This window comes from Lentihominibacter hominis, assembly GCF_014385065.1.
GTDB lineage: Bacteria > Bacillota > Clostridia > Peptostreptococcales > Anaerovoracaceae > Lentihominibacter > Lentihominibacter hominis.
Genome location: NZ_JACRTA010000001.1, coordinates 482,692 through 509,135 on the forward strand (window position 1 = coordinate 482,692; position 26,444 = coordinate 509,135).

Annotated in this window: 25 protein-coding genes; 9 read left to right on the forward strand and 16 right to left on the reverse strand. The window is 40.4% G+C overall.

Translation table 11 applies throughout. From position 1 onward, the window contains the following. Nucleotides 1–180: 180 nt before the first annotated feature. The 3 genes from H8692_RS02275 to H8692_RS02285 all read right to left on the reverse strand — a co-directional run bounded on the left by H8692_RS02275 (nt 181) and on the right by H8692_RS02285 (nt 1,836). The gene (locus tag H8692_RS02275) at nt 181–963 is read right to left on the reverse strand and encodes an enoyl-CoA hydratase/isomerase family protein (RefSeq protein ID WP_187524910.1); all 783 of its coding nucleotides are present in this window, start codon (nt 961–963) and stop codon (nt 181–183) included. A gap of 84 nt (nt 964–1,047) precedes the next feature. Continuing rightward, nucleotides 1,048–1,662, reverse strand: a complete 615-nt coding sequence (locus tag H8692_RS02280) for a 4'-phosphopantetheinyl transferase family protein (RefSeq protein WP_187524911.1) — start codon at nt 1,660–1,662, stop codon at nt 1,048–1,050. Between the two features lie 18 nt (nt 1,663–1,680). Further along, nucleotides 1,681–1,836, reverse strand: a complete 156-nt coding sequence (locus tag H8692_RS02285) for a hypothetical protein (RefSeq protein ID WP_187524912.1) — start codon at nt 1,834–1,836, stop codon at nt 1,681–1,683. Nucleotides 1,837–2,095: 259 nt separating this feature from the next. Here H8692_RS02285 and H8692_RS02290 point away from each other — a divergent pair, with 259 nt between their 5' ends. Continuing rightward, the gene (locus H8692_RS02290) at nt 2,096–2,557 is read left to right on the forward strand and encodes a TspO/MBR family protein (protein WP_187524913.1); all 462 of its coding nucleotides are present in this window, start codon (nt 2,096–2,098) and stop codon (nt 2,555–2,557) included. Here H8692_RS02290 and H8692_RS02295 read toward each other — a convergent pair. The 6 genes from H8692_RS02295 to H8692_RS02320 form a co-directional block, all read right to left on the reverse strand. Then, a complete protein-coding gene (locus tag H8692_RS02295; RefSeq protein WP_187524914.1) occupies nt 2,547–4,592 on the reverse strand; it encodes a DUF4118 domain-containing protein in 2,046 nt (681 codons plus the stop codon). The genes H8692_RS02290 and H8692_RS02295 overlap by 11 nt on opposite strands. Nucleotides 4,593–4,668: 76 nt before the next feature. Beyond that, on the reverse strand, nt 4,669–5,316 hold the full coding sequence (gene kdpC, locus H8692_RS02300; RefSeq protein ID WP_187524915.1) for a potassium-transporting ATPase subunit KdpC: 648 nt from the start codon (nt 5,314–5,316) through the stop codon (nt 4,669–4,671). Between the two features lie 17 nt (nt 5,317–5,333). Continuing rightward, nucleotides 5,334–7,403 carry a potassium-transporting ATPase subunit KdpB gene (kdpB, locus tag H8692_RS02305; protein WP_187524916.1) on the reverse strand — a complete coding sequence of 690 codons (2,070 nt, stop codon included), beginning with the start codon at nt 7,401–7,403 and terminating at the stop codon, nt 5,334–5,336. 42 nt (nt 7,404–7,445) lie between these two features. After that, nucleotides 7,446–9,182: a potassium-transporting ATPase subunit KdpA gene (locus H8692_RS02310; protein ID WP_187524917.1), complete on the reverse strand. Its 1,737-nt coding sequence runs from the start codon at nt 9,180–9,182 to the stop codon at nt 7,446–7,448. A 21-nt stretch (nt 9,183–9,203) separates the two neighbouring features. Beyond that, entirely contained in the window at nt 9,204–9,281 is a 78-nt protein-coding gene (kdpF, locus tag H8692_RS10980; RefSeq protein ID WP_187525119.1) for a K(+)-transporting ATPase subunit F, read from the reverse strand. A gap of 323 nt (nt 9,282–9,604) precedes the next feature. Beyond that, the gene (locus H8692_RS02320; protein WP_465250882.1) at nt 9,605–10,327 is read right to left on the reverse strand and encodes a DNA-3-methyladenine glycosylase family protein; all 723 of its coding nucleotides are present in this window, start codon (nt 10,325–10,327) and stop codon (nt 9,605–9,607) included. A 142-nt stretch (nt 10,328–10,469) separates the two neighbouring features. Between H8692_RS02320 and H8692_RS02325 the strand changes: the two genes are divergently transcribed. Beyond that, on the forward strand, nt 10,470–10,658 hold the full coding sequence (locus tag H8692_RS02325) for a ferredoxin (protein WP_187524918.1): 189 nt from the start codon (nt 10,470–10,472) through the stop codon (nt 10,656–10,658). Between the two features lie 316 nt (nt 10,659–10,974). Here H8692_RS02325 and H8692_RS02330 read toward each other — a convergent pair whose 3' ends face one another. The 4 genes from H8692_RS02330 to cysK all read right to left on the reverse strand — a co-directional run bounded on the left by H8692_RS02330 (nt 10,975) and on the right by cysK (nt 15,345). Then, complete coding sequence (locus H8692_RS02330) at nt 10,975–11,835, reverse strand: KilA-N domain-containing protein (protein WP_187524919.1); 861 nt, start codon at nt 11,833–11,835, stop codon at nt 10,975–10,977. Between the two features lie 219 nt (nt 11,836–12,054). After that, on the reverse strand, nt 12,055–13,035 hold the full coding sequence (gene guaA / locus H8692_RS02335; RefSeq protein ID WP_177270479.1) for a glutamine-hydrolyzing GMP synthase: 981 nt from the start codon (nt 13,033–13,035) through the stop codon (nt 12,055–12,057). Between the two features lie 113 nt (nt 13,036–13,148). Further along, complete coding sequence (locus H8692_RS02340) at nt 13,149–14,366, reverse strand: MalY/PatB family protein (RefSeq protein WP_177270481.1); 1,218 nt, start codon at nt 14,364–14,366, stop codon at nt 13,149–13,151. 52 nt (nt 14,367–14,418) lie between these two features. Continuing rightward, the gene (gene cysK / locus H8692_RS02345) at nt 14,419–15,345 is read right to left on the reverse strand and encodes a cysteine synthase A (protein WP_187524920.1); all 927 of its coding nucleotides are present in this window, start codon (nt 15,343–15,345) and stop codon (nt 14,419–14,421) included. A gap of 245 nt (nt 15,346–15,590) precedes the next feature. Here cysK and H8692_RS02350 point away from each other — a divergent pair, with 245 nt between their 5' ends. The 6 genes from H8692_RS02350 to H8692_RS02375 all read left to right on the forward strand — a co-directional run bounded on the left by H8692_RS02350 (nt 15,591) and on the right by H8692_RS02375 (nt 21,701). After that, nucleotides 15,591–16,736 (forward strand): aminotransferase class V-fold PLP-dependent enzyme, encoded by a 1,146-nt coding sequence (locus tag H8692_RS02350; protein ID WP_187524921.1) that lies wholly within the window; start codon nt 15,591–15,593, stop codon nt 16,734–16,736. A 1-nt stretch (nt 16,737) separates the two neighbouring features. Continuing rightward, the gene (locus H8692_RS02355) at nt 16,738–17,772 is read left to right on the forward strand and encodes a ThiF family adenylyltransferase (RefSeq protein WP_177270487.1); all 1,035 of its coding nucleotides are present in this window, start codon (nt 16,738–16,740) and stop codon (nt 17,770–17,772) included. A gap of 14 nt (nt 17,773–17,786) precedes the next feature. Further along, entirely contained in the window at nt 17,787–17,981 is a 195-nt protein-coding gene (gene thiS, locus H8692_RS02360) for a sulfur carrier protein ThiS (protein ID WP_177270489.1), read from the forward strand. Nucleotides 17,982–18,052: 71 nt separating this feature from the next. After that, complete coding sequence (locus tag H8692_RS02365) at nt 18,053–18,904, forward strand: tocopherol cyclase family protein (RefSeq protein ID WP_187524922.1); 852 nt, start codon at nt 18,053–18,055, stop codon at nt 18,902–18,904. A gap of 151 nt (nt 18,905–19,055) precedes the next feature. Next, the gene (locus H8692_RS02370; protein WP_187524923.1) at nt 19,056–20,222 is read left to right on the forward strand and encodes an FIST signal transduction protein; all 1,167 of its coding nucleotides are present in this window, start codon (nt 19,056–19,058) and stop codon (nt 20,220–20,222) included. 45 nt (nt 20,223–20,267) lie between these two features. Next, nucleotides 20,268–21,701, forward strand: a complete 1,434-nt coding sequence (locus H8692_RS02375; protein WP_177270495.1) for an aldehyde dehydrogenase family protein — start codon at nt 20,268–20,270, stop codon at nt 21,699–21,701. A gap of 62 nt (nt 21,702–21,763) precedes the next feature. Here H8692_RS02375 and H8692_RS02380 read toward each other — a convergent pair whose 3' ends face one another. From H8692_RS02380 to H8692_RS02390, 3 genes are all read right to left on the reverse strand, one after another. After that, entirely contained in the window at nt 21,764–22,525 is a 762-nt protein-coding gene (locus tag H8692_RS02380; RefSeq protein WP_177270497.1) for an IclR family transcriptional regulator, read from the reverse strand. Nucleotides 22,526–22,611: 86 nt separating this feature from the next. Further along, on the reverse strand, nt 22,612–23,412 hold the full coding sequence (locus H8692_RS02385) for an SDR family NAD(P)-dependent oxidoreductase (protein ID WP_177270498.1): 801 nt from the start codon (nt 23,410–23,412) through the stop codon (nt 22,612–22,614). 12 nt (nt 23,413–23,424) lie between these two features. Continuing rightward, nucleotides 23,425–25,131, reverse strand: coding sequence for an aminopeptidase P family protein (locus H8692_RS02390; protein ID WP_177270500.1), 1,707 nt, complete (start codon nt 25,129–25,131; stop codon nt 23,425–23,427). A gap of 164 nt (nt 25,132–25,295) precedes the next feature. Here H8692_RS02390 and fucO point away from each other — a divergent pair, with 164 nt between their 5' ends. Then, nucleotides 25,296–26,444, forward strand: a complete 1,149-nt coding sequence (gene fucO / locus H8692_RS02395) for a lactaldehyde reductase (RefSeq protein ID WP_177270502.1) — start codon at nt 25,296–25,298, stop codon at nt 26,442–26,444.

Here is a 26,444-nt window from a genome sequence, read left to right on the forward strand (position 1 = left end):
ATCCTTTTTTGATCTCATATCAGTTTTTTTCTCGAACTTTGTCATTATATCACGGTTATGGGAATAAAAAAAGTGTGCATAATAGAATCAAAGATTCCTATGCACGTATCTGTCTGCAAGTGATTTTTATCAGTCAGATGACATACAGTCAGACGACATATTTTATCCGCTTTGATATATTCACGAACGGTTTCTGTATGGCTTATGCGGACGCTTTTGCAGAAATGCAGATGTTGCTTCCGCTCTGTCAGGGCTGTCATAACACTGCGTAAACAATTGTCTTTCTAATTCAAGCGCATCACAAAGAGGCAGCTCAAGCCCCTGTTTCACCGACTGCCTCATGAGCCGTATCGCATTAGGAGACTTATCTGCTATAATACCGGCCACCTCCATTGCTTTACTCATGAGATTCTCTTTTTCAGTTATATATTCCACCAGATGAAGACTATAACATTCTTCTGCGCTCATTATCCTTCCCGTCAGCAAAATATCAGATGCACATGAAGGTCCTACCAGTCTTGGAAGAAGCTGCGTGGCTGTCCAGCAAGGGATGCCGCCAAGGTTCACAGTAGGGATACCTATTTTCGCTGTTTTCGCAGCAACGGTGATATCTGAAGCAAGTATAAGTTCCATTCCTCCGCCCAGCGCATAACCGTCAATAGCTGCTATAACAGGAACCGGACTGTTATATATAGACATTGCACAATCCTGCCCTCTCTTTGAAAATTCATAAGCCGTTTCCTTTGTCAGAAGACTTTCTTCCTTTATATCTCCTCCTGCTGTAAACGAACGGTCAATAGAACTATTCAAAATAATCGCATATATATCCGGATCTTTGCCTGCCGCCCTTATTGAATACGTCAATTCTTCCAGTGTTTTTGACCGAAATGCGTTCAAAACTTCAGGGCGATCCAACGTGATGATGGCTACATTTCCTTCTTTTTTCATCAATACATCATCCATATGAATACCTCCTTATCTTTAAAGTAATATTGACTTTACTATATCATGAAAAGACTGTCACTCCAATAAAGATTTTTCCTATCTTTATCTGATACTGTCACCTACCTTTGCCAGATAATCATGCATATGAGTCTCATCAAGCTTGATAATACTGATATCTTTGTTCACAGTACATACAGACAGAATATAATTCCCGACTGCCTTTGAAAAGATATTCTTTCCAATACAATCGTGCCATCCATCCCACAATACATGAGCAAAATCCTCTTCATCCAGTCTTTCTGCATATCCGTCTGCCGACTGCTTCCCATACGCTTCCATACATCCTTTGCATCTTATCTCTCTCTGAGACATATCTTCTTTTCCTTGTTCTATATCCACTCCTATATCCAACTCAGAAAAACCACAGGCCGAGCAGCTTCCGCTGTGCGAAAAATTAAAACAGATCCCATTGACACCTATATACGGTTTTCCTCCTTTGTGTATACATATCTCCGGAACAAAACGCGATCCGTATATATCATATATTCCAAATGCAAACAACATATATACTGCCAGTGATAGCTGTTTATCTTTTGCCTCTGAATACCGATCTATTTTACATCTTCTATCTTCAGGACAAATACGATAACATCTACTGTACAAAGATCCGGATAATTCAAATATACTGCAGTCAATTAAATAAACTATCGTTCCCATTCCCAGTCTGCCTTTCTATCATTGGGGCAATTCATCTGTCGAAAAGCAAAATATATCTTTGCTTTTCACTATAATTATACCTTCAATTGGACTGCCCATTCCGTCTAACGCCTTTAATTGATGATCTCCATTAATATAGTCATGTGAAACAGCTTTAAATTCTGCAACATCCATGGCATACCTCCTTTTATTCAATCTAATTAGTTTTAACTAACTAAATGATAAAACGATTTTTTGCCAAAGTCAACAAAACCTGAAATAAAATCTTGCAAATCCTGCACGGATTTTATCCCAGGTTTTATCAGATCGCTATCCCTGCTATTCTGCAATTTCATTACTTACCATAATTTGCTGTTGTTTCCCCGCCGAATTCGCAGCAGCATGAATAGAAAATATTTTAAATCATATAATAACCATATTGTGAGGTGTTTTTATGAAAATACATTGGAAAAGATTAATAATATGTATACTTATACCACTGTCCATAGGAAGCATTGCCGCAATAATAACCCGAGGCGGAAGTGAAACTTTCAGCGCCATCGACAAGCCGCCGCTGTCTCCTCCGGGGTGGCTTTTTCCGGTGATGTGGACCATACTTTACATTCTGATGGGAATCGCATCTTATCTTGTGATGAATTCCTCCAAGCCCCACGGTTCTGCCGCCGCTTTCTATATGATACAGCTTGTTTTTAATTTCTTCTGGCCTATTATATTTTTCAATTTTGAATTATATCTCATATCATTTATATGGCTTGTCCTGCTGTGGATACTCATACTGATTACCATGATTTTATTCAGTAAAATATCAAAACCGGCTGCATGGCTTTTACTCCCATATCTTCTTTGGGTAGCTTTCGCAGGGTATCTGAACTTCGGTATTTATATCATGAATTAACTTCCTTGCTTCCATCCCTCTTTGCCGTCTCTATTCGTTCAATACGTTCAAGTACAAATGCCGCCTCATTTAATATAGCTGATATTATATCATATTTAAAACTTCCTATCTCACGTCTTTCCTCCAGTACCATACCTACGACTGCCAAAACTTTTTCGCCATCCATAACCGGCAGATATATAGCCTCCGCATCCGGAAGTGTATGAGTCGTACATCCGGCACGATGACCATTTTCAAATACCCACGAAACAACTGACTGTTCTCTTATATCAGTATATTTTTCTTTAAGTTCTTCATAAATATCACTATCAAGATCTTTTCTGAAAAAAATATACGGATCCTGACAGATTCCATCCACTTTAGTATAAAACAAAACTGTAAGCATCAAAAGTTTCTGTATCTGAGAGGCCAGTTCTTCACCGACTTCCTGCCTAGAGAAACTCCTTCTCAGCTGTCTGCTGTTGTTGAGCAAAATTTCCGTTCTGTAAACTCTTTTAGCATTAGCTTCATTTTGTCTCTGCACTTTGGAAAGCGACCATGAACTTATGAGCCCCACAGAAAGCAACATAGCAAACGTCAAATAATATTCACTGTTATCAGCTGCCATACTATGAACAGGCATTACGAAAAAATAATTGAATGTAAGTACTCCTACGACAGACTGCAGTGTCGAACAAAGATAGCCTCTTGTAAAAATGGAAGTAACCATTATTCCAAACAGATACACCATTATAATATTTGCTTCCGAAAAACCCATATTCCTCAGGCCAAGCCCTATGGCAATGCTTAAAACACAGATCAATGCAGTAAGAAAAAAATCTCTGATTCTTGCATTTTTAAAATATCCTATCACACGGCTATTCAGTGAAAGCCTTCGTCTTCTTCTGCCATCCTCATCAGATACTACAAGTACGTCCAGACCGGGAGCATGCTGCATTACACTGTTGGACAATGCTCTGCTGTTTTGCCTAAATGAAGATCCATGATTGGTCCGTCCCATTACAATTTTAGTTACATGGCTTATCTTAGCATATTCGGCTATCTGTCTGGCTATATTATTGCTGAATACAGTCACCACTTTTGCGCCGAGTTTTCTTGCAAGTTTTATATTGGCATCACGCTGTCGTTTATTCTTTGATGTCATATTCTGCAGCACTACGTTTTCAATATAAAGTGCTGTAAAATTAGCATGAAGTGAATTAGCAAGTCTCGCCGCCTTTCTTATTACCTTGCCGTTCACAGGTGACGGAGATATGCATACCATCACATGCTCTTCGGGAGAAATATTCATATCCCCGCAGGCTTTATTCTCTTGCTCCGCAATCATATTCACTCTATCTGCCATACGCCGCAAAGCCATTTCTCTCAAAGCCGTCAGCTTGTTCTTTTTAAAAAAATTATTAAGAGCCCTTGCAGATTGAGTTTTTCGGTATATCTTTCCTTCTTTCATTCTTAAGATCAACTCTTCAGGTTCGATATCCACCATTTTAACTTGATCTGCTCCGTCAAAAACACTATCAGGTATCCGTTCTTTCACTTCAACCCCTGTTATATTTTCAACTACATCATTCAAACTCTCAAGATGTTGTATATTCACAGTGGTATATACATTTATACCATGATCTAAAAGTTCCTCTATATCCTGATACCGTTTTTCATGTCTGCATCCCGGAACATTAGTATGAGCAAGTTCATCTACAAGTATAACTTTCGGTTTTCTCAAAAGAGCTGCATCTAAATCAAATTCTCTGAACTTATGCCCCTTATACTCTACCATTTTAAAAGGCAGCTGTTCTATCCCTTCCATCATTTTAACAGTATCCGGTCTGTCATGAGGCTCTATATACCCAGCTACTACATCTATACCCTCTTTTTTCAAAACATGTGCCATTTCCAGCATGGCGTAAGTTTTCCCTGTACCTGCAACATAGCCCAGAAATATTTTAAGCTTCCCTCTTTCATACTTTTGCTCAATTGCTTTTTCCGCTCTTATTCTTTCAAGGAATTCTTCAGGAGCGGCTCTTCCGTCACTCATATATACCTCCTTTCTGAAATACAACAAAATAGGCAAATAAGCAGATATGAAATCTGCTTATTTGCTTTGAAGGTGTTTATATTTCTCCGATTTTTTCGGCTATTGCTAAATTACATTTAAGCACATTTACTCTTTCATGACCGAATACTCCCAAGACTTTTCCCGAAGTATTTTCTTTCACTATCTTCTCCAGTTCTTCCTCACTCAGACCACTGGCCGCAGATATTGCCGGGATTTGTATTTGAGCGGATTTCGGAGTGATATTAGGATCAAGCCCCGATCCTGATGCAGTCAGAAGATCTGCCGGGATATCACCCATTTTCACTCCCGGATGTGTTTCCAGAAATTCCTGCATATCTTCTTCTACTCTTTTCTTAAGTTCTTCGTTTGAAGCTCCATAATTGAAATTTCCGGATGAAACTCCGCCGTACTCTCCATTCTCGGCTTGCTCTCTGGTATATGTATTATAGTTTACACTTGATACACGTCCCTGAAAATATCTTTGATCACCTGAAAAATCCTGCCCTACTATGGCTGATCCCACTGCTTTCTCAGGATCCTCAGTCTTTTCTCCGGAGGCAGTTATCATACTGCCGTTTGCCTGATTAGGGAAGATCGCCTGCCCCAAACCTGTCATTGCAGCAGGATAAGCCAAGCCACATATCACAAGCATTATGGCAGTAAGTATCAAACCGCTCCTTAAATATTTAAGAAATGTTTTCATTTTTTTCTCCTCCTACTTTACATACCCAGCATCGCAAGCAGCGGTGTAATGAGTATGTCTATCAGTTTTATTCCGACAAAAGGTACGATTACTCCGCCAAGGCCGTATATACCGAGATTCTTTGTCAGCATCTTCTGAGCACTCATAGGTTTATATTTGACACCTTTCATTGCTATAGGTATCAGACAAGGAATTACTATCGCATTGAATATCAGCGCAGACAATATGGCTGACATCGGAGTAGAAAGCCCCATTATATTAAGTACCTGCATTTGAGGAATCACCATTGTGAACATCGCCGGAATAATAGCGAAATACTTAGCTATATCATTAGCTATACTGAAAGTAGTGAGTGATCCTCTCGTTATAAGAAGCTGTTTTCCTATTTCGACAACCTCAAGTATCTTTGTAGGGTCAGAATCAAGGTCTACCATGTTTGCAGCTTCTTTTGCTGCCGATGTACCGGAATTCATAGCCAGCCCTACATCTGCCTGAGCCAGCGCCGGAGCATCGTTAGTGCCGTCTCCAGTCATAGCCACCAACTTTCCTTCTGCCTGTTCTTTTTTTATGGCTTCTATTTTATCTTCAGGCTTACATTCGGCGATGAACCCATCTACTCCCGCTTCTTTAGCTATAGTAGCTGCCGTAAGCGGATTGTCTCCTGTACACATGATTGTCTTTATTCCTATGCTTCTCAATCTCTGAAATCTCTCTACAAGACCCGGCTTTACCGTATCCTTAAGATAGATAACGCCATATATCACATTATCTGCAGATACTACAAGCGGTGTGCCTCCAAGAGACGATATTTCTGAAATTATACGGTCAAGATCCTCCGGAATCGTTCCCCCGTTTTCCTTTACCATCTCTTTGATGGCATCTCCGGCTCCCTTTCTAATCTTCAGGCCGTCCTTTGTATCTGCTCCTGACATTCTTGTCTGAGCAGTGAATTCTACGAATTCCATATCTTTTCCGGCCTGCTTGGTATCTACTGTAGTTCCCAGCTGCATTCCCAGTTTCAGTGTTGATTTTCCTTCCGGAGTAGGATCACACAGAGAACTTAATACTGCAAAATCTATCAAATCTTCTTTTTTCTGCCCTTTTACAGGGTAAAAATCAGCTGCCAGTCTATTACCAAATGTTATGGTTCCTGTTTTATCAAGCATCATGGTATCAACATCACCACAAGCCTCTACAGCCTTACCTGACATAGCTATTACATTGAATCTGGTCACCCTGTCCATTCCGGCTATACCTATCGCTGACAAAAGCGCTCCAATAGTAGTAGGAATCAAACATACCAAAAGAGCTATCATAGTTGAAACCTGTATCTCTGCTCCAGAATATCCTGAAAAAGCGTAGAGCGTAACTACTACTATAAGGAATATTATGGTAAGTCCAACCAGAAGGGTATTAAGAGCAATCTCGTTAGGAGTTTTCTGTCTTGATGCCCCTTCAACAAGAGCAATCATCTTATCAAGGAATGATTCTCCCGGTTTTGATGTTATTCTGATTTTCAGCCAATCGCTGACAACTGTTGTTCCTCCCGTTACTGATGAAAAATCCGTTCCCGCTTCTCTCGTTACAGGAGCTGATTCTCCAGTAATGGCAGATTCATCTACAGAAGCAATACCTTCTATAACTTCACCGTCATTAGGAATGACTTCTCCTGCTTTTACAATAACTATATCGTCCATTTTCAGTTCTGAAGCGTTCACTATGGTTTCGTTTCCGTCTTCATCTATTAAACGAGCCTTTGTATCATGTTTCGTATTCTTAAGCGATGCCGCCTGTGCCTTTCCTCGTCCTTCGGCTACCGACTCTGCGAAATTAGCAAAAAGTACAGTGATAAAAAGGATAACACACACGATACCGTTATATGTTCTAAGATAACCCAGAGAAACGTCATCTCCGAAAATACCCGGAAAAATGGTCATCACAAAAGTGAGGACAAATCCCAGTTCGACAACGAACATCACGGGATTCTTTACCATGTACCTCGGGTCAAACTTTTTAAAAGCTCCGATAATAGAGCTCTTCAAGATCTCCCGGGTTATGAATTTTGTCTTCTGATGTTTATTAGACATGCTTATTACATCCCTTTCTTATAATTTCATCCAGTTAATCATTTAAAACCACACTGTCAAATGCTCAGCGATAGGTCCCAGTGCCAAAGCCGGGAAGAATGTAAGGGCAGCGAAAATATATACTACCACTACCACTATTACAGCAAATCCGACAGTATCTGTGCGCATAGTTCCTATAGAAGCTTTTACGCGTCTCTTTGCCAGCAGCGATCCTGCTATAGCTAACTGCGCTATTATAGCTATATAACGGCCGAAGAACATGGCAAGTCCTGTAGTAACATTCCAGAACATACTGTTATCAGCAAGTCCCTCAAACCCGGAACCATTATTTGCAGCTGATGATGAAAATTCATAAAGTACCTGTGATAATCCGTGGAATCCCGAATTCGTTATTCCTTCAAGTCCTGCCTGTGTTACTACAGCAAGAGCCGAGAATCCCAGTATGAGAAGAGGATGAACTATAAGACAGATAGCCACAAGCTTCATTTCTCTTCCTTCTATTTTCTTTCCCAGGTATTCAGGCGTACGTCCTACCATCAGTCCGCACAGGAAAACGGCAAGTATCACATACATTATCATATTCATGAGCCCTACGCCCTTACCGCCGAATACACAGTTAAGCATCATATGCAGAAGTGGTATCATACCGCCTAACGGCGTGAGCGTGTCGTGCATATTATTTACCGTACCTGTCGTAAAGGAAGTCGTAGTAGTAGTGAAAAGCGCTGACTGGTCAATACCAAATCTAACTTCTTTACCTTCCATACTGCCCATGTCCTGACTGAGTCCCACAGACTCGAGTATAGGATTTCCTTTGAGTTCAGATATGTAACATACAGAAAGACCTATGATAAATATAACGCTCATAGCGATAAATACTGTCTTTCCCTGTCCTCCGAAAATAGGTTCTTTTACCCTGATTCTGTTTTCCTCACCAGGGGCAAGGCTTTCTTGTTTCCTGTCCTTGCACATCTTTCCAAACGTAAGTACACATGCTCCCGGAAGAATCATCATCGAAATCAGTTCTACCATATCCGTTATGATAGTAGGATTCTCAAAAGGTGTAGTGGAGTTTGCGCCAAAGAATCCGCCTCCGTTAGTACCCAAATGCTTTATGATTTCAAGAGATGCAACAGGCCCTGTGGCAAAATCCTGAAGTTTTCCGGTTATTGTTTCTACCGTAAAATTTGCTCCGAATGTCTGCGGAACTCCCTGCCAGATGAGAACAAGTCCGAAAATTATACTAAACGGAACAAGTATTCTGGTAGTTATCCTTATCATATCCTCATAGAAATTCCCCAGACCTTTTTTCTTGCCTGCAATACCTCTTGAAAACGCCATACATGCAGCATAACCTGAAGCTGCCGATGTAAACATCATAAAGGTGATAACCACCATCTGACTTAAATATGTAAGACCTGATTCACCTGAATAATGCTGTAAATTCGTATTGGTCATAAAACTTATTATAGTATTAAATGAAAGATCAGCAGGCATGCCTTCAATTCCATTAGGATTCAAAAACAATACGCTCTGTATCCTCAAAATTAAATATCCCACGAAAATCATTACCGCATTTGTCATCAAAAGATGTCCAGCATATGATTTCCATGTCATACCGCTTCTGTCTATGCGGCATATTTTATAAATCCCATTATCGATTCTATTGAAAACAGGATCTGCGAACGTTCTTTTTTTCGTCGCAATGTGGTACATATATTTCCCCATGGGAATGACCACTATAATGAAAATCAATAGTGTCAAAATAATCTGCAACATTGTTTGCCTCCCCTAAATAAATTACAGTTTTTCCGGATGCACCAATGCGTATACGAGGTATACCGACAAAGCTGCTATCACGATTCCTAAAGCTATCATTTTTATTCCTCCAATTTAATTAAAATCCTTTATTCGCTTTCTGTATTCTCACTTTTATCCACTTGCCTTCCGCACCAGTTAATAAATAACTTCATAAGCCCAAACCCGGCAAGCAGTGTAAAAATCATTAACACGTCTGACATTTCCTATCCCTCCTTACGGTGCATATATTAGCAGAACAGGTAAAAAGACGAAATTAAAAAAAAGGGAATGGCATTAAAATTGTATAAATACAGACAAAAAAACTGCTTCGCCAAAACATCTGTTTCTGCGAAGCAGTCTTATCATTGCGCTTATAACCTGCAGCCATATGACTACCCTTTTTATTTCTTGTGCTTATCTGCGGGAGCATAATCTCTCATGCCTTCGACAGTCCCTCCCGCCACTGCCCACAAGTATAAACTCGCTACACTGCAGTAAGGACTGAACCGTTTTCTATACCGTTCGAACCTTTCTCTCGTAATTTCTCTATGGTGATAAAGCATCCGCAGTCCGCGCAAAATCGCCAGATCGCCAAAACTAAAAACATTCGGCCGCTGAAGACAAAAAAGCAATATCATTTCCGCCGTCCAAACTCCTATTCCTTTAAGTGCAGAAAGCTCTTCTATAACCTCAGCGTCATCTTTCTTCTTTATTTTCTCAGGATCAAATTCTCCACTCATTACTTTTTCTGCAGCACTTAATATGTAATCTGCCTTTCTGAATGAAATCCCAAACCTTTGAAGTTCATCTCTGCCACAAGCCAGAACAGTTTCAGCACTCACCGTTCCCAGACCACAGATCATCCTATTCCAGATAGACTCCTGAGCTTTCGTAGAAATCTGCTGACCAACAATATGATGGACGACAGAAGAAAACAAATCAGTATCCGCCTGACGATAGATATGCCCTACTTTATCAATCACTTCTCCAAGCCTCTTGTCCTTTCTCTTCAAATAATCTATCTCCGTTTCACCATATTGAAAAAATACAGCTTCCATCCTGTCTGTCATTCTCATGCTCTCTCTTTCACTTCTTGTAATGCCCACTATATCATTAAAAATCACAATCATCAATTTAAATCTGACTCTTTTCTGAAAAATTCATAAGCAAAAAATAAAAACCTTTTAAAAACTGTGAATATATGTCTAAAAACAGGTTACCATAAATTATAAACGTACCAAAACAGATCATAAGGAGGTATTGACAATGAAAGCAAGAGTCGATCAGGATGCCTGCATCGGATGCGCCATGTGCCCCGATATCGCACCGGAAATATTCAGAATGGATGATACAGGAAAAGCAGAAAGCTTCAAAGATGTAGACAATAAAAACAAAACCGAAGTACAACAAGCCATAGACACATGTCCCGTAGAAGCTATATCATGGGATGAATAATAACATAACCAGAATAAACATATAACGAGCTGCAGGAATAAGTAATATAAAACTTATTACTGCAGCTCGTTTTGGTAAACTTATCTAAAATATCATGAGATGAGATTTATTCCCACTCGACAAAACCTAATCAATTTTGTTTAGAGATTATTTTCTGTCGTGTTTGTAGTTCTTTTGATTATTTGATATATCCATATTATCCTGCCTATATGAGCTAATGTTATCGTTTTGTTATCAGCGTTGATAACACACACTCTGTAACTGCGGATAATAGCAATATCTTCCGACTCAATTATAAGCAGTTTTACTTATAAAATCAACTATTTGTTTCTGTATCTTCAATAAGATTTTTCTTTAGTGCCTCAATCGTATCTTGGTTCTTTTTCAAAAGTTCCAATTGCCTATATGCTTTTTCCCTTAATATTTTTAACCTTTCAATTTTGGGCACTTCTTGTCTTATTAAATCCGCATTACTATCTTCCAGATTGATAAGCACAACTAATTCTTCTGCCGAAGCAAAATCTCTGATATTCGGTGTTTTCCCGTTTATTCCTTTTTCACTTCTCCATTGTGCCGCCGTCTTTCCAAACAAAGCCATATTGAGAATATCCGCTTCAGAAGCGTATGTATATGCCATTTCCTGCGGAGATAATGTAGGTGTTATCAAAAATTCTTTTACCGCATCTGTATGAATACGATAATTTATTTTTGATAGTTCTCTCTTTACGTCCCATCCAATCGCTAATCTGTTTGCTTCATCTTTCTTTAATCGCTGATAATCCTTGATAATATAAAGTTTAAATTCTGGAGAAATCCACGAAGCAAACTCAAAAGCAATGTCCGTATGAGCATAAGTGCCACCATATCGTCCTGATTTTGATACAATGCCGATTGCATCTGTTGCTTTTATCCATTGCTGCGGTGTCAGCGTAAACGCATTATCTCCTGCTTCTGCTTTAAACCTATCGAATTCGATAGGTTTAAAATTAGGATTGTGGATTTGTTCCCACAATCCCAAAAACGAAATCGTGGAATGGTTACGCATCCAATTTGCTACCACAATAAAAGCATTATCTGGATTTTTATATTTAGCTATATCTGTCAAAGAGATATAAGCATCTTCGTTTATAACATCGCCCATTACTCTAATCTCTACCCCGTTAGCATCAATCTTCATATTCTTTATTTCTTATCCCCCCTTCTACTAATCATTTTCTTCTACACTTTTCACTTATATCAAAGCATATCACACATCATGAGATAAATAAATCTTCAATCACCTTTCCTTCATGCTGATAACAGAACTCGGTATAAGCAATAAAACACAAAAAATATATAAATGGCAGGCAATCTTATAGACTACCTGCCACATAAAATATCCTATATCAAATTTTGTTTATTCCCACTCTATCGTCCCAGCCGGTTTCGGTGTCAGGTCATAAAGCACTCTATTAACACCTTGAACTTCATGAGTAATCCTCTCGGTTATATGCTGAAGTAATGAGAACGGTACGTCTTCAACTGTCGCTGTCATAGCATCTACTGTATTGACGGCTCTGATTATAACGGGATAAGCAAACGTTCTCGCTCCATCTTTCACACCTACAGATTTAAAATCAGGGACTGCGGTAAAATACTGCCAAACCTTACCCTCCAGACCATTCTTGGCAAATTCCTCACGAAGTATAGCGTCTGATTCTCTGACCGCTTCAAGTCTGTCCCGAGTTATAGCTCCAAGACATCTTACTCCCAGCCCCGGACCCGGGAACGGCTGACGAAAGACCATATTGTCAGGAAGTCCCAAAGCCTTTCCCACGATACGCACTTCATCCTTAAAAAGCAATCTCACAGGTTCAACCAGCTCAAACTGCATATCGTCAGGCAAGCCTCCCACATTATGATGAGCCTTAACGCCGTCACTTTCTATAATATCCGGATAAATAGTACCCTGAGCCAGGAATTCTATTCCTTCCTGCTTACGGGCCTCCTCCTCAAATACTCTGATAAACTCTGCGCCTATTATTTTACGCTTCTGCTCAGGATCAGCAATACCCGCTAGCTTATCCAAGAATCTGTCAACTGCATCTACATATATCAGGTTAGCGTTCATCTGATTCCTGAACACTTCGACTACCTGCTCAGGTTCTCCCTTTCGAAGCAAACCATGATTCACATGAACACATACAAGCTGTTTTCCTATGGCTTTTATAAGAAGCGCAGCTACTACTGATGAATCTACGCCGCCTGAAAGAGCAAGCAGCACTTTTTTGTCTCCTACTTGCTTCTTTATTTTCTCTATCTGCTCTCCTATAAAAGTATCAGCCAAAGCCTGAGTCGTTATCCGCTTCATAGATTCAGGGCGTTTATTATTATCCATATCTATTCCTCCATTTTAAAATTATTCCGTTACAGCATCACAAAACATATGTAGCTCATTGCTGTGTCAACATCATTATAGCATATTTTTATCTGAAAGTATCTAATCACTAATCATATGGTTCTGCAATTATTTGAAACTGCCTTGGCCATTCGGCAAAGACCTTCTTTCACTAAAGCCCTTGGCATGGCTAAGTTTATTCTGACAAAACCATCCGCATTTCCTACAAACAATTTATTGCCGCTCTCTACAAGAACACCTGCTTCCTGGGCAAAAAATCTTGAAAGATCACTGATATCTATACCGCATTTTCTGAGGTCTAACCACAAAAGATAAGTCGCTTCCGGAACTTTACATATAGCTCCATGAATGTTTTTTCTTATAAAATCCACTGCGAAACGAAAATTACCGTCAAGATAGGATTTCAGTTCATCAAGCCACGGTCCTCCCTTTTTGTATGCAGCAAGGTTTGCTTCAAGAGAAAGAGGATTCACCAAACCGCCGAGTTTATCACTTCTGACAAATTTTCTTCTCAAGCGGTCATCCCTTATAATTATATTTGAAAACATCATTCCTGCTATATTGAAAGTCTTGCTTGCCGCCATACAGGTAATGAGTTTCCCGTACTGCGGCATTATCTTCCCCATGGGTATATGATGTATATCCCTTCTCGTAAGGTCACAGTGTATCTCATCTGAAATTATCCAAAGATCGTTTTTCTCAACTATCTCTCCTATTTTTCGAGCCTCTTTGTCAGACCATACCCTTCCGGTAGGATTATGAGGATTGCACCATATCACCAGTTTTACCTTTGGATCTGCAGCCTTCTTTGCAAAATCATCCACGTCCGCAAAAAAATCGCCATCTTTATTCAACATATCAGAACTTACGAATTCACGATTGTTATATCTACATGCATGCTTGAAAAACCCATAAGCAGGAGTAAGAAACAACACCTTTTCATCGGGCTGTGTGATATTTCCTACCAATTCATAAAGAGCCGGTACTATTCCCGGAGAGAAAACCAGCTGTTCAGCGGGGAAACTCCAGTCATATTTAACTGAGCACCACCTTGCAAAAGTATCACGATACTCTGCTCCGAAAACACCTGTATATCCAAATATCCTCTTGTTTACCCGATCTCTTATTGCCTGACAAATCTCAGGAGCTACTGCAAACTCCATATCGGCCACCCACATCCTTATCATTTCTTCATCAGGAACCGGGAGTATTATATCAGGATCTTCAGGAAATATATATGATCTGAAACCTTCCACATTCTCACAGCTTGTATTCCTTCTGTCGATAATCTCGTCAAAATCGTATTTCATCGCGGCCTCCAAACCAATTCAAGACAATATATTACATATTCGATCCTACCAACTAACCAAACAGCGGCGTTGAAAAATATCTCTCAGCCGTATCAGGAAGCACTGTTACCACAGTTTTACCCTTGCCCAGTTTCCTTGCCAGTTTTATGGCAGCCGCTACATTAGTGCCGCTTGATATTCCGCACATAATGCCCTCCTTTGATGCCAGATCCTTTGATGTTTTTATAGCTTCCCCATCTTTTACTATACAGATATCATCATATATTTTCTGATTCAGTATCTCCGGTATCACACCGTCTCCTATGCCCATCTGAAGATGAGTTCCTATGGAGCCCCCTGAAAGTATAGCTGCATGTTCGGGCTCCACTGCCCAGATCTCTATATCAGGATTTTCTTCTTTGAGCCTCTCACCGATTCCTGTGATGGTTCCTCCTGTTCCTATTCCCGAGCAGAATCCATGTATCGGTCCGTCCACTTGTTTTAAGATTTCCTCAGCCGTCTGATTCCTCTGTATCTGTGGATTAGCAGGATTTTCAAACTGCTGTGGCACAAACACTCTCGGATCTTGCCGCTGCATCCTCAACGCAGTTTGAAGACATTCTTCTATACATTCACCGATATTGCCTGCATCATGCACAAGAATCACCTCGGCTCCATAATGAGCCACAAGCTTTCGCCTTTCCTCACTTACTGAATCAGGCATTATTATTTTCGTCTCATATCCTCTTACAGCCCCTACAAGCGCAAGCCCTATGCCCTGATTACCGCTGGTAGGCTCTACTATTACCGTATCCTTATTTATGAGACCCTTTTTCTCGGCATCCCGTATCATGTTATAAGCTGTTCTCGTCTTTATAGAGCCTCCTACATTGAGGCCTTCAAATTTAACAAGTATCTGAGCGCCTTCTTTATCTCCCATATGCCCGAGTTTTATTATAGGTGTATTCCCCATTGCTTCTAAAATATTGTTATAAATCATCGTGTTCTCCCCTCTGACGTTTTATTATATCAAATAGGAGTGACTTTTGCCATAAAAACCATTCTCACGTATTTTATACCGGTCATTATTTTAATATTTTTCTCGTTACAGTAAACAAGTTATGTGTTAAAATAAAATATAATTCAGAATAAAGTCGGCTTTGCCGATTATTTTGGCTATAAGCTTTGTTATATTCAGTTAATATCACAAATCGATATTTTATAAATAATAAAGGAAGGCAAATTATGATTTATTTAGATTATGCAGCAACATCCGGAAAAAAGCCGATGACAGTATACTCCGCTGTCAATGACGCATTAATAAATGCTTCAGGCAATCCCGGAAGATCCGGTCACAAGATCTCCTTGGCTGCAGGAGATATAGTAGCGGAAACAAGATTTCTGTGCAGCCGCCTGTTTCATGCAGAGAATCCTGAATCTATCATATTCTGCTTCAACGCGACAGATGCTCTAAACCTTGCCATACAAGGCTCTGTAACAAAAGGGGATCACATTATCACATCCTCTCTGGAGCACAACTCGGTTGCCAGACCTCTCGAGCACTTAAAAGATGCGGGAGTCGAAGTAACCAAAATAAAAGCATCCCTCGAAACAGGTGTTAATCCTGACGATGTGGCCGCTGCAATAAAAGAAAATACTAAACTGGCAGTATTCACTCATATTTCAAATGTAACAGGAACAATCAATGATATTGCTGCCATCGGGAAAATATGCAGACAGCAGGGGATATTATTTCTCGTAGACGCTTCTCAGTCCGCGGGGGCTTTAAAAATAGATGTACAGGAAATGAACATAGATATGCTGGCATTTCCCGGACACAAATGTCTTTACGGCCCCCAGGGAACCGGAGGTCTTTATATAAAGCCGGGCATAGAACTGAAAACTTTAAAACAGGGAGGAACAGGGAGCCGATCAGAAATGCTTCACCAGCCTGACGACAGACCCGATAAATATGAAAGCGGTACATTAAATGTTCCCGGAATAGCAGGTCTTGGAGCCGGTATAAAATTTATCATAGATGAAGGAATTGACAAAATACATGCACGTGACAAAGAACTGACGGATATGCTTATAAACGGCCTCATAAAACTACCCGGCGTAAATATCTACAGTCCATTGAACCATGATCGAGGGCCTGTAGTATCTATAACCATAGATGGCTTTGAATCACAGGATGTCTCCATTTACCTCGATCAGGTATTCAATATAGCAACAAGAAGCGGTCTTCACTGTGCTCCCGATGCTCACAAGACCATAGGAACGCTTGATACAGGAGGAACTGTTCGCATCAGCCCGGGATATTTTACTGATGACGAAGAAATCGAAGCTTGCATAGAAAGCATCGGTATTATAAGCAGAGGTGAATTATAAAATGGATAACAGCAATACTATATCACGATATGTAAGACAAGAGATCTTTGCCGGTCTCGGAAAAAAAGGTCAGGAAAAAATAAAAAAAGCCCGTGTAGCTATCATAGAAATGAGTTCAATAGGCGCTGCTGTTGCCAATAATCTCGCCAGAGCCGGTGTCGGATACATACGGCTTATAGACGGAGATTATATAGAAACAGCAGAACTTCAAAGACAGACGATATTCACTGAAAAAGAAGCCGAAGACGAAACTCCCAAGGCTATTGCAGCTTCTGAATATCTCAGATCCGTCAATTCCGAAATCACTATAGATCCGGTTATCACAGATATAAACAGCGGAACAATAGATAATCTCATAGAAGATGTAGATCTTATAGTTGACGCCACAGACAGCATGGAGGTTCGACTCCTTCTCAATGAAGCCTGCCACCATCTTAAAAAGCCATGGATATACGGAGGTACTTTGGCGTCATCCGGTATGACTATGAATATCCTGCCCGGCAGCAATCAGCCATGTCTGAAATGTTTTCTCGGCGAAGAAGAATACTCTCCCGGAGAGCAGCCTACATGTGCTACGGTAGGTATACTCAATTCTGCGGCAAGTATGGTTGCCGCTCTTCAATCAGCTGAGGTGCTTAAGCTCCTTACAGGTTCAGATGCTGTACGCCATGATCTGGTGTCTTTTGATGTATGGGAAAACTATTTTGAATATATTCCGGTAGACAAAGATCCCGACTGTCCTGTCTGCGGTAAAAAGGACTATGCCTTCTACGGCAAAGTCACAGGATCACAGACAGCTACAATGTGCGGAAAAGATTCTGTACAGGTGATCCCTAAAAAAGAAGGCGAAATCAGTTTTGAAAAATACGCTGAAAAACTCAGTTCTCAGGGAACTGTAAAATATACAAAATATACACTTGATTTCAATGATGGAAATATAGAAATAAAATTATTTAAAAACGGCAGGGCCATCATAAAACATGTAAGCGATGAAAAGCGCGCTAAGGCCGTATATGCCGAATATATAGGACTTTAAAAGGAGGGGTGACAATGAAAGTAATATTAAATCAAAAAGAAACTGAACTAAGCGACGGTATGAGTATCGCTGATCTGATGAAAGAACAGAAAATGAGCCGTGCCATGGTCAAGGTCAATGACGTACGTATCCGACCGGCAGACTACGAAGCCACCATAGTCTGCGATGGAGACAAAGTTGTACTCAGAAGAGTAGTCGCAGGCGGCTGATAATAGAATAATTTCAATCCTGAAGGGAACAATAACTGAAACAAATTTTTTTAAAAAGTGAGATATATCACATGAATGAGTATTTCTGCGGGTGGTATTTCAAATGTCAGTCTGATTCCGAAACTCTTGCTGTCATTGCCGCCAGTCACAAATCAAAAATTAAACGGTACTGTTCTCTTCAGGTCATTACTGATGAAGCTTCATTTATAGCAAAATTCCCCTATAAATATATACAACATCAAAAATCAAATCTTCACATTAATATCTCAAAAAACTATCTTGGTGAAAACGGGATGACCTTTGATACAGTCTCACCTGATCTTGAAATATCCGGCAATATAATATTCGGAGACCTGACTCCCATAAAATATGATATAATGGGACCTTTTTGCTATGTCCCTTTTATGGAATGCCGCCATAGCGTAGTGAGCATGAAACATACCGTTAACGGAAATATCTACCTAAACGGCCGCCGATATGATTTCATTAATGCTAAAGGATATATTGAAGGAGACCGCGGACGTTCTTTTCCAAAAGAATATGCCTGGACACAATGCTGTTTTGAAAGCGGTTCCCTTATGCTCAGTGTTGCATCTATACCTTTGGGAAATTATGAATTCACAGGTATCATTGCTGTTATTCACTTAAACGGAAAAGAATATCGTTTAGCCACCTATCTCGGCGCCAAAGCATCAAAAATAAAAAACGGAGAAATCATAATAACTCAAAGAAACATGACATTCTCCGCAAAGCTGCTTGATAAAAATTCACATCCTCTCTCAGCTCCCTCCTGCGGTCTGATGAACAGAACAATCCACGAAAGCGCTTCATGCAGAGCATACTATTATTTTCAAAAAAACGGACACACTCTTTTGAATTTTGAAACCTCTAAAGCCTCATTCGAATACGAATATTCTATCTGAAAACGCTGTTTCATAATATGAAACAGCGTTTTTGTATTGTAAAACCGCTGCTATTGACTAAAAAAGTTTTCGGAACTATCATAACTTCAGAAAATAAAACAGTATTCTTTTTAAAGATACAAATAAAATTATAATCAAGGAGGAAATCAAAATGTTAAATGTAAAAACAGGAAAAAGCATTAACCCAAATGCAGCAGCAGCAGGTAAAGAAGCGGCAGCGCAGGTAAAAGCAGACCTCTCAGATATGAAAGTGGCATTCGTATACAGCGGAGTGCAATATAATCAGAAAGAATTATTAAAAGCTATATCAGATGAACTTCCGGGGGTACCTCTCATCGGGAATACATCTTTCACAGGAGTAGTTACACCGGAAGGTTTTATCTCGGGAGATGACGGTTTCGTCGGAATCATGTCTATGTCAGACAAAGATCTTACAGTAGGTGTCGCAGGAATGCCTAAAGAAGGAACTGCCAGAGAAACAGGACATAAACTTGCCGAAAAAGCATTAAAAGCGGCAGGCAAAACTGAAGCTCCCGCTTATTTCTATATGTCGGCGCCTTCCGGTGAAGAGGAATATTATCTAAAAGGAATCACAGAAGTCATCGGCCGTGTTCCTTTCTTCGGGGGTACAGCAGCCGACAATACTATAACAGGCGAATGGCTTCTTTATACCGATGAAATGGTTACTGCTGAAGGAGTTTCCGTTGCTTTCTTCTATACTGATAAACCTTTTGCCAATAAGTTTACCGGCGCATATAACGAAACTGATAAAGCCGGAGTAATCACGAAAATATGTGGAGACAGAACTCTGGCAGAGATCGATGGAAAACCGGCATTGGATCAATATCGTGAATGGACAGGAGCCAGCGCCGAAGATGTAGCCGGCGGAAATCTTCTTTCTTACGCAATATGCCATCCTCTGGCAGTCAAAGACCGTCTGGGAGATCTTGCAGCCATCAGACATCCTATGAATGGAAATGACGACGGCTCAATGGCTATAGGAAATAATCTTGCAGTAGGAACAGCAGTAGTCCTGATGGAAGCGACAGTTGATGAAATCATCGAATCCGTAGGAAAAACTCTGGAAGATCTAAAGAAAAAAATGAACGGTTCTATCGCCGCACTCCATCTGGTTCACTGCGGAGGACGAAGAGCCGGCATAGACAGCAGGATCAATGAAGTATACGATCAGGTGAAAGCTCATGCAGATGGAATTCCGTTCATCATGGAATTCACCTTTGGTGAATATGGTTATGAAGATGACGGCAATAACACATGCGGAGGGCTGATGTTATCCTTCACTGCCTTTGGAAAATAAGCATTCTCAGAAAAAATCAACAGATAATTGAAAGGAGAAATCAACATGAAAATGATCATAAACGGTAAAAAAGCAGACAGTCTGAGCGGAGCAACTTTTGACGTTATTGCACCTGCTACAGGTGAAGTCATCGACACAGTTCCTAAAGCTACGGCAGAAGATGTTGAAAAAGCTGTATCAGCAGCTGTCATAGGACAAAAGATCTGGGCTGAAGTCCCTATCTCAAAAAGAGCTGACGTTCTTTACAGGTTTCTTGATATAGTCAAAGCAAACGAGGAATCTCTGGCTCAAACACTGTGCGCTGAAAACGGTAAGCCTATAACAGAGGCGCGTGCCGAAATCGGCAATATACAGATAGGCTTCTCAGGATTTATTGAACATGCTAAACACTATTACGGAAAAATAATTCCTGCAGGTACAGAACCCGGACAGGATAAACATATCCAGCTTGTAACAAGAGAACCTATAGGTGTCATCGCTTGCATAATTCCATTTAATTTCCCTTGCGATCTTTATGACCAGAAAGTAGCTCCGGCTCTTATGATGGGAAACGCCGCAATAGTATTGCCTTCATCCGATAATCCGCTTACCCTTATGAGACTTACAGAAATGCTGGTGGAAGCCGGTGTTCCTGACGGAGTCATCCAGTGCGTCACAGCTCCGGGTGCAGTAAAGAGTATAGCAGTAGCTGACCCAAGGGTACATCTCGTTACACTTACAGGCAGTACAGAAGTAGGCATCTCAACAGCTGAATTAGCTGCAAAAACTCTTACCCATACGGCTCTTGAACTTGGCGGAAACGATGCTTTCATACTGCTTGATGACGGTGATGTCGACCTTGCTGTCGAAGAAATGATCTGGGGCAGAATGTACAACACAGGGCAAGTATGCTGTGCAAGCAAAAGATTCCTTGTTCACAATTCATTGAAAGACGAATTCGCCAAAAAAGCAGTAGAAAGAATCAAACAGCTTAAAGTTGGCGACCCTAAAGATGAAAATACCCAGATAGCATGCCTTATCAGCGAAAAAGCTGCCATTAAAGTCGAGAAAGAAGTCAATAAAACTGTGGAACAAGGCGGTAAAATAATCTTAGGAGGTAAGAGAAACGGAGCCTTTTATGAACCTACAGTTATTGTAGATGTACCTAAAACAGCAGATGTCGCAAAAGATATGGAAATCTTCGGGCCTGTAGTTCCTATCATAGGTTTTGACAGTGATGAAGAAGCTATAGAAATAGCCAATAGTTCTATATTCGGCCTCTCCAGCTGCGTATTCTCATCAGACCAAAAACGTGCCTTCAATATAGCTAAAGCTATGGAATCAGGCGGCGCAGTTATAAACGGAGCAAGTTTCTTCAGGTCATTCGAGATGCCATTTGGAGGTTGGAAACACAGCGGCATAGGGACAGAAGGTGTTATGTCCACATTTGATGAAATGACGAGAGTAAAGAACATTGTTCTCAAGAATATAGTAGACTGATTTGCAACAATCACAAAATAATAAAAGAGAGGAGGTCAGATGACTTCCTCTCTTTTATTATTTTATCCCAAATACCCCATTTTTTCAGAAATACCTCCTGCTGCTTTGACCATATATTCAGCTACTTCTTGAATTCGATCATCTGTAAGCACATGTTTATCACCGCTGGCACTTACTGCTGCTATTATTTCGCCTCTGTAATCATATATGGGTGCTCCTATGCACCTATGCCCCATTTCATACTCTTCATCTGATATCGCCCAGCCCTGTCTTCGAACTTTTGCAATCTCATTGCGAAGGTTTCCCATATCTGAAATCGTATTGGGAGTGAATTTTATAAAACTGCAGTCAGCCATCACATCGTTGAGCTGCTCATTTGAATAATTGGAAAGCAAACATTTTCCAATAGCAGAACAATATGCGCTGACTTTTGTTCCTATTTGAAAATATAACCTTGCCGAAGCAACATTCATCTTTTCAAGATAAACAACTTTATTCCCGTCAAGAACCCCGAGAAAAGCTGCCATCCCCAGATGTGTGCTTATCTCTGCCACATATGGCCTTGCCTCCGTCTGCAGCTCCAGATCATTTATATAATAACTGACATTTTCTATAAGTTTTTCACCCAGTTTATAATTGCCATCTTCCATTTTATCAAGGTAATTACGATTCAGCAAAGTCATTATCAGCCTGTAAACAGTACTTTTATGAAGTCCTGTTATTGCCGCGATCTCTGTAAGACTTTTTCCTTCCTGTGCTGAAGCCACTGTTTCTATTATATCCAGCGCTCTTTCCACTGACTGCACACCTTTATCATCTGCCATCCGATATACCTCCCTTTAAAAGGTATTATATCAGTAAATTAGTCCAGTTGCACTTAGTTTTTTTGTCACTTTTTTCATGATAATTATCAATAGTAAAACTGAGGTGCTCCCTTGTATTCCTGTATCGTATTGCCTCCGTCTACGACAAACTCCTGACCTGTTATATAAGAAGCCCTTTCAGAACATAAAAATACTATCATGGACGCTACTTCTTCGGCAGTACCGCTTCTCTTCATAGGCGTATTAAATCCTCCCTGATACTCTCCTTCCGTCTGAGAAGATGTTTGTATCCATCCGGGAAGAACATTGTTTATTGTAACATTACACGCTCCGGTTTCTATGGCGATAGCTTTGCTCATTCCGATTATAGCGGCCTTTGCCGCTGAATAGGAGGCTTCCCCTGGATTGCTCACAAGAGGTCCTGTCACCGAAGAAGTATTGACAATCCTTCCATATCTATTCTTCTTCATATAAGGCAATACCTCTTTTGTTACATTAAAAGGTATATCGAGATTTCTCGATATATCCCTGTCCCAACTCTCATATGAAATATCCTCAAAATGGTCGAATTCTTCTTCACGAACTCCGGTTTGCACCATCCCTGCATTATTTACAAGAACATCTATTTTCCCATGTTGTTTTATGATATAAGATATAAGATTTCTAACGGCAGTCCTGTCCATCAGATCAGCCACCATACCTTTAGCATCTATACCCATATTCGTCAGTTCTGCCTGTCGCTTTATGATACGGTCTGTAGTGGATACTATTATTACCTTTCCGCCAAGCTCTCCTAATAATTTCGCAGTCCAAAACCCTATTCCGTTATCACTGCCCGCTCCTGTAACAAGGCATACTTTTCCGTTAAATTCTATAAACTGCTTCATATAAAATACCTCCTATATATCTTTGCACTGTCGTTTCAGCCACACCCTCTCAGGCTCATCAAGCAGCGGAGACAACGTTTCCTCCACGAAAGCATGATAACGATTTATATATCGTATTTCATCTTCCGTAAGCATAGAAATATCTATAGCATCCCGCTCATATGGGCATAAAGTTATCGTTTCAAAAACATATTTTCCGTCTTTTTCTATACAGAGAAGCTCATTTTCAATCCGGATACCGTATTCTCCTTCTAAATAAACCCCCGGCTCATCACTTGTTATCATTCCCGGTATTATATGACTTTCGGCTGACCTTGGGCTGATATTATTAGGACCTTCATGAACCGACAGCATATGCCCCACACCATGACCTGTTCCATGTTTAAAATCAAGCCCTACTTCTCTTAGAGGTTTTCTTGCCAACAGATCCAGATCGGCTCCTGTAGTGTCCTCTGTAAACTGAGCTGTTGCAAGCGCTATATGCCCCTTCAGCACAGCTGTATAATTTCTTTTACGCTCATCATCCACATTTCCCAGAGCTATGGTCCTTGTAATATCTGTCGTTCCGTCTTCATACTGACCTCCGGAATCAATCAAAATAAAACCACCTTCCCGTAAAACGGCGTTGCTTTCTTCAGTGGCAGAATAATGAATAACAGCTCCATGCTCCTCATATCCCGCTATCGTGTCAAAACTCAAATCATAAGCCCCCTGTTCCCTTCTCAGCTTCTCAAGTTTATCTGCCAGAGAAATCTCAGTAATTTTTTCTGTACCTATACTGTTTTTAAGCCAATAAAGAAATCTGATCATGACTGCTCCATCTCTGATATGAGCATTTTTTGTAGCACTTATTTCGTTTTTATTTTTAACAGCTTTAAGTCTTTCTACAGGGCTTTTTCGTAAAATACGTTCAACAGAAGAATGAAAACATTTACTGACTGCATAAGATACAGAATCCTCATCAAGAATAACAGCACAGTTTCGCAGCTTTTCCATATCGCTGAATACGTCCTTATATGGTCTGACACCCTTTTCAGATGACATAATATATTCTTCGTCCATGACATAAAGAGTCTCACTGTTTTTTGAAATAAGCGCAAACGCATAAAATACCGGAGTATGCTCAATATCACGTCCCCGCAAATTATAAAGCCATGCAATATCCTCCAGACGGCTTACCAGAAAAAAATCAGAACTTCCCATCTGCTCTCTCACTCGCACAAGCTTAGATTCAGATGATTCCCCTGTAACTTCCGGCGGCAGACTGTATATCTTTGACGGTACAACATCCGGTCTGTCTTCCCAGATTTCCTCCACAAGATCTATATCATAAACTATATTGTAATTTCCCTCAAGGCTTTCTCCCAGCTTACTGCTTACTATTCTCCCGTCAAATCCCACGACACTTCCCGAAGGCATCTGAGACAGATATTCACAAATACTTGGCACACCTCTTTCTCCTATTGCCATTAAGGTTATGCCACTGCCTTCAAGCTGCTGACGAGCCTGCAGAAAATATCTGCCGTCTGTCCACATACCGGCAAAATCCTGTTTTACTATCAAAGTTCCTGCAGAACCCGTAAATCCGGATATATATTCTCTGCATTTAAAATAATCATTGACATATTCAGAGCCATGATAATCTGTCGTTGGTATTATATAGATATCTATGCCTCTTTCTTTCATCTTTCTTCTCAAAGCTGTAAGTTGTTTTCGCATAAGCTATTATTCCTTTCTGCATATGGGTATGTTATCATAGTTTTACCCTAATTCCAACGGTTTATATTCACTTCATAGGCTAATAGAATTATTGACTTCTCTTCAATTTGGACTTAAAATGTATGTATTAATTAACAAATATAAAAGAAACGGAGGATTTATCAATGTCAAACAGAATAATGCTAAATCAGACATCTTATCATGGCAGCGGTGCCGTAAATGAAATAGCTGCCGAAGTAAAGTCACGAGGCTTCAAAAAGGCCTTAATCTGTTCAGGCCCTCATGTGGCTAAATCAGATTCCGCTGCTAAAATCAAAGAACTCCTGGATGATAATAATTTACCGTATGAAATCTTTTGTGAAATAAAAGCAAATCCTACTATAGAAAATGTCAAGAAAGGTGTCGAAGCCTTTAAAGCTGCGGAAGCTGATTACATCATCGCTCTGGGAGGGGGTTCTCCCATTGATACAGCAAAGGCCATCGGCATCATCATTAACAATCCCGAGTTTGCAGATGTCAGAAGTCTGGAAGGTGTAGCCCCTACAAAAAATCCTTGTGTACCTATCATTGCTATACCGACTACTGCCGGTACAGCTGCAGAAGTCACTATCAACTACGTTATAACAGATGTCGAAAAGAAACGCAAATTTGTATGTGTAGATCCTCACGATATACCTATCATAGCTATCGTCGATCCGGACATGATGCGTTCTATGCCAAAAGGACTCACTGCCGCTACAGGAATGGATGCTCTCACACACGCCATTGAAGGCTACACTACCAAAGGAGCCTGGGAAATGAGTGATATGTTTCATCTCAAAGCCATTGAGCTTATTTCCAGATCGCTCAGAGGAGCAGTGGAAAACACAGATGAAGGGCGTGAAGGAATGGCCCTTGGAGAGTATATCGCAGGAATGGGTTTCTCCAACGTAGGACTTGGAATTGCTCATTCTATGGCTCATACCCTCGGAGCTGTCTATGATACACCTCACGGAGTAGCCTGCGCTATGATGCTGCCCATCGTAATGGAATACAATCAAGAATGTACAGGTGAAAAATACCGCGAAATCGCTCGCGCCATGGGTGTGGAAAATGTTGACAATATGACATCGGATCAATACCGCAAAGCTGCTATCGAGGCTGTTCGCCATTTGTCAGAAGATGTAGGTATCCCTGCAAAACTGGAAGCCCTTAAAGAAGAGGATCTTCCTATGCTGGCCGAATCTGCAAAAGCTGACGCATGTGCCCCCGGCAATCCCAAAGATGCTGATATAGAAGATTTTAAAACACTGTTCAGAAAAATAATGAATTAA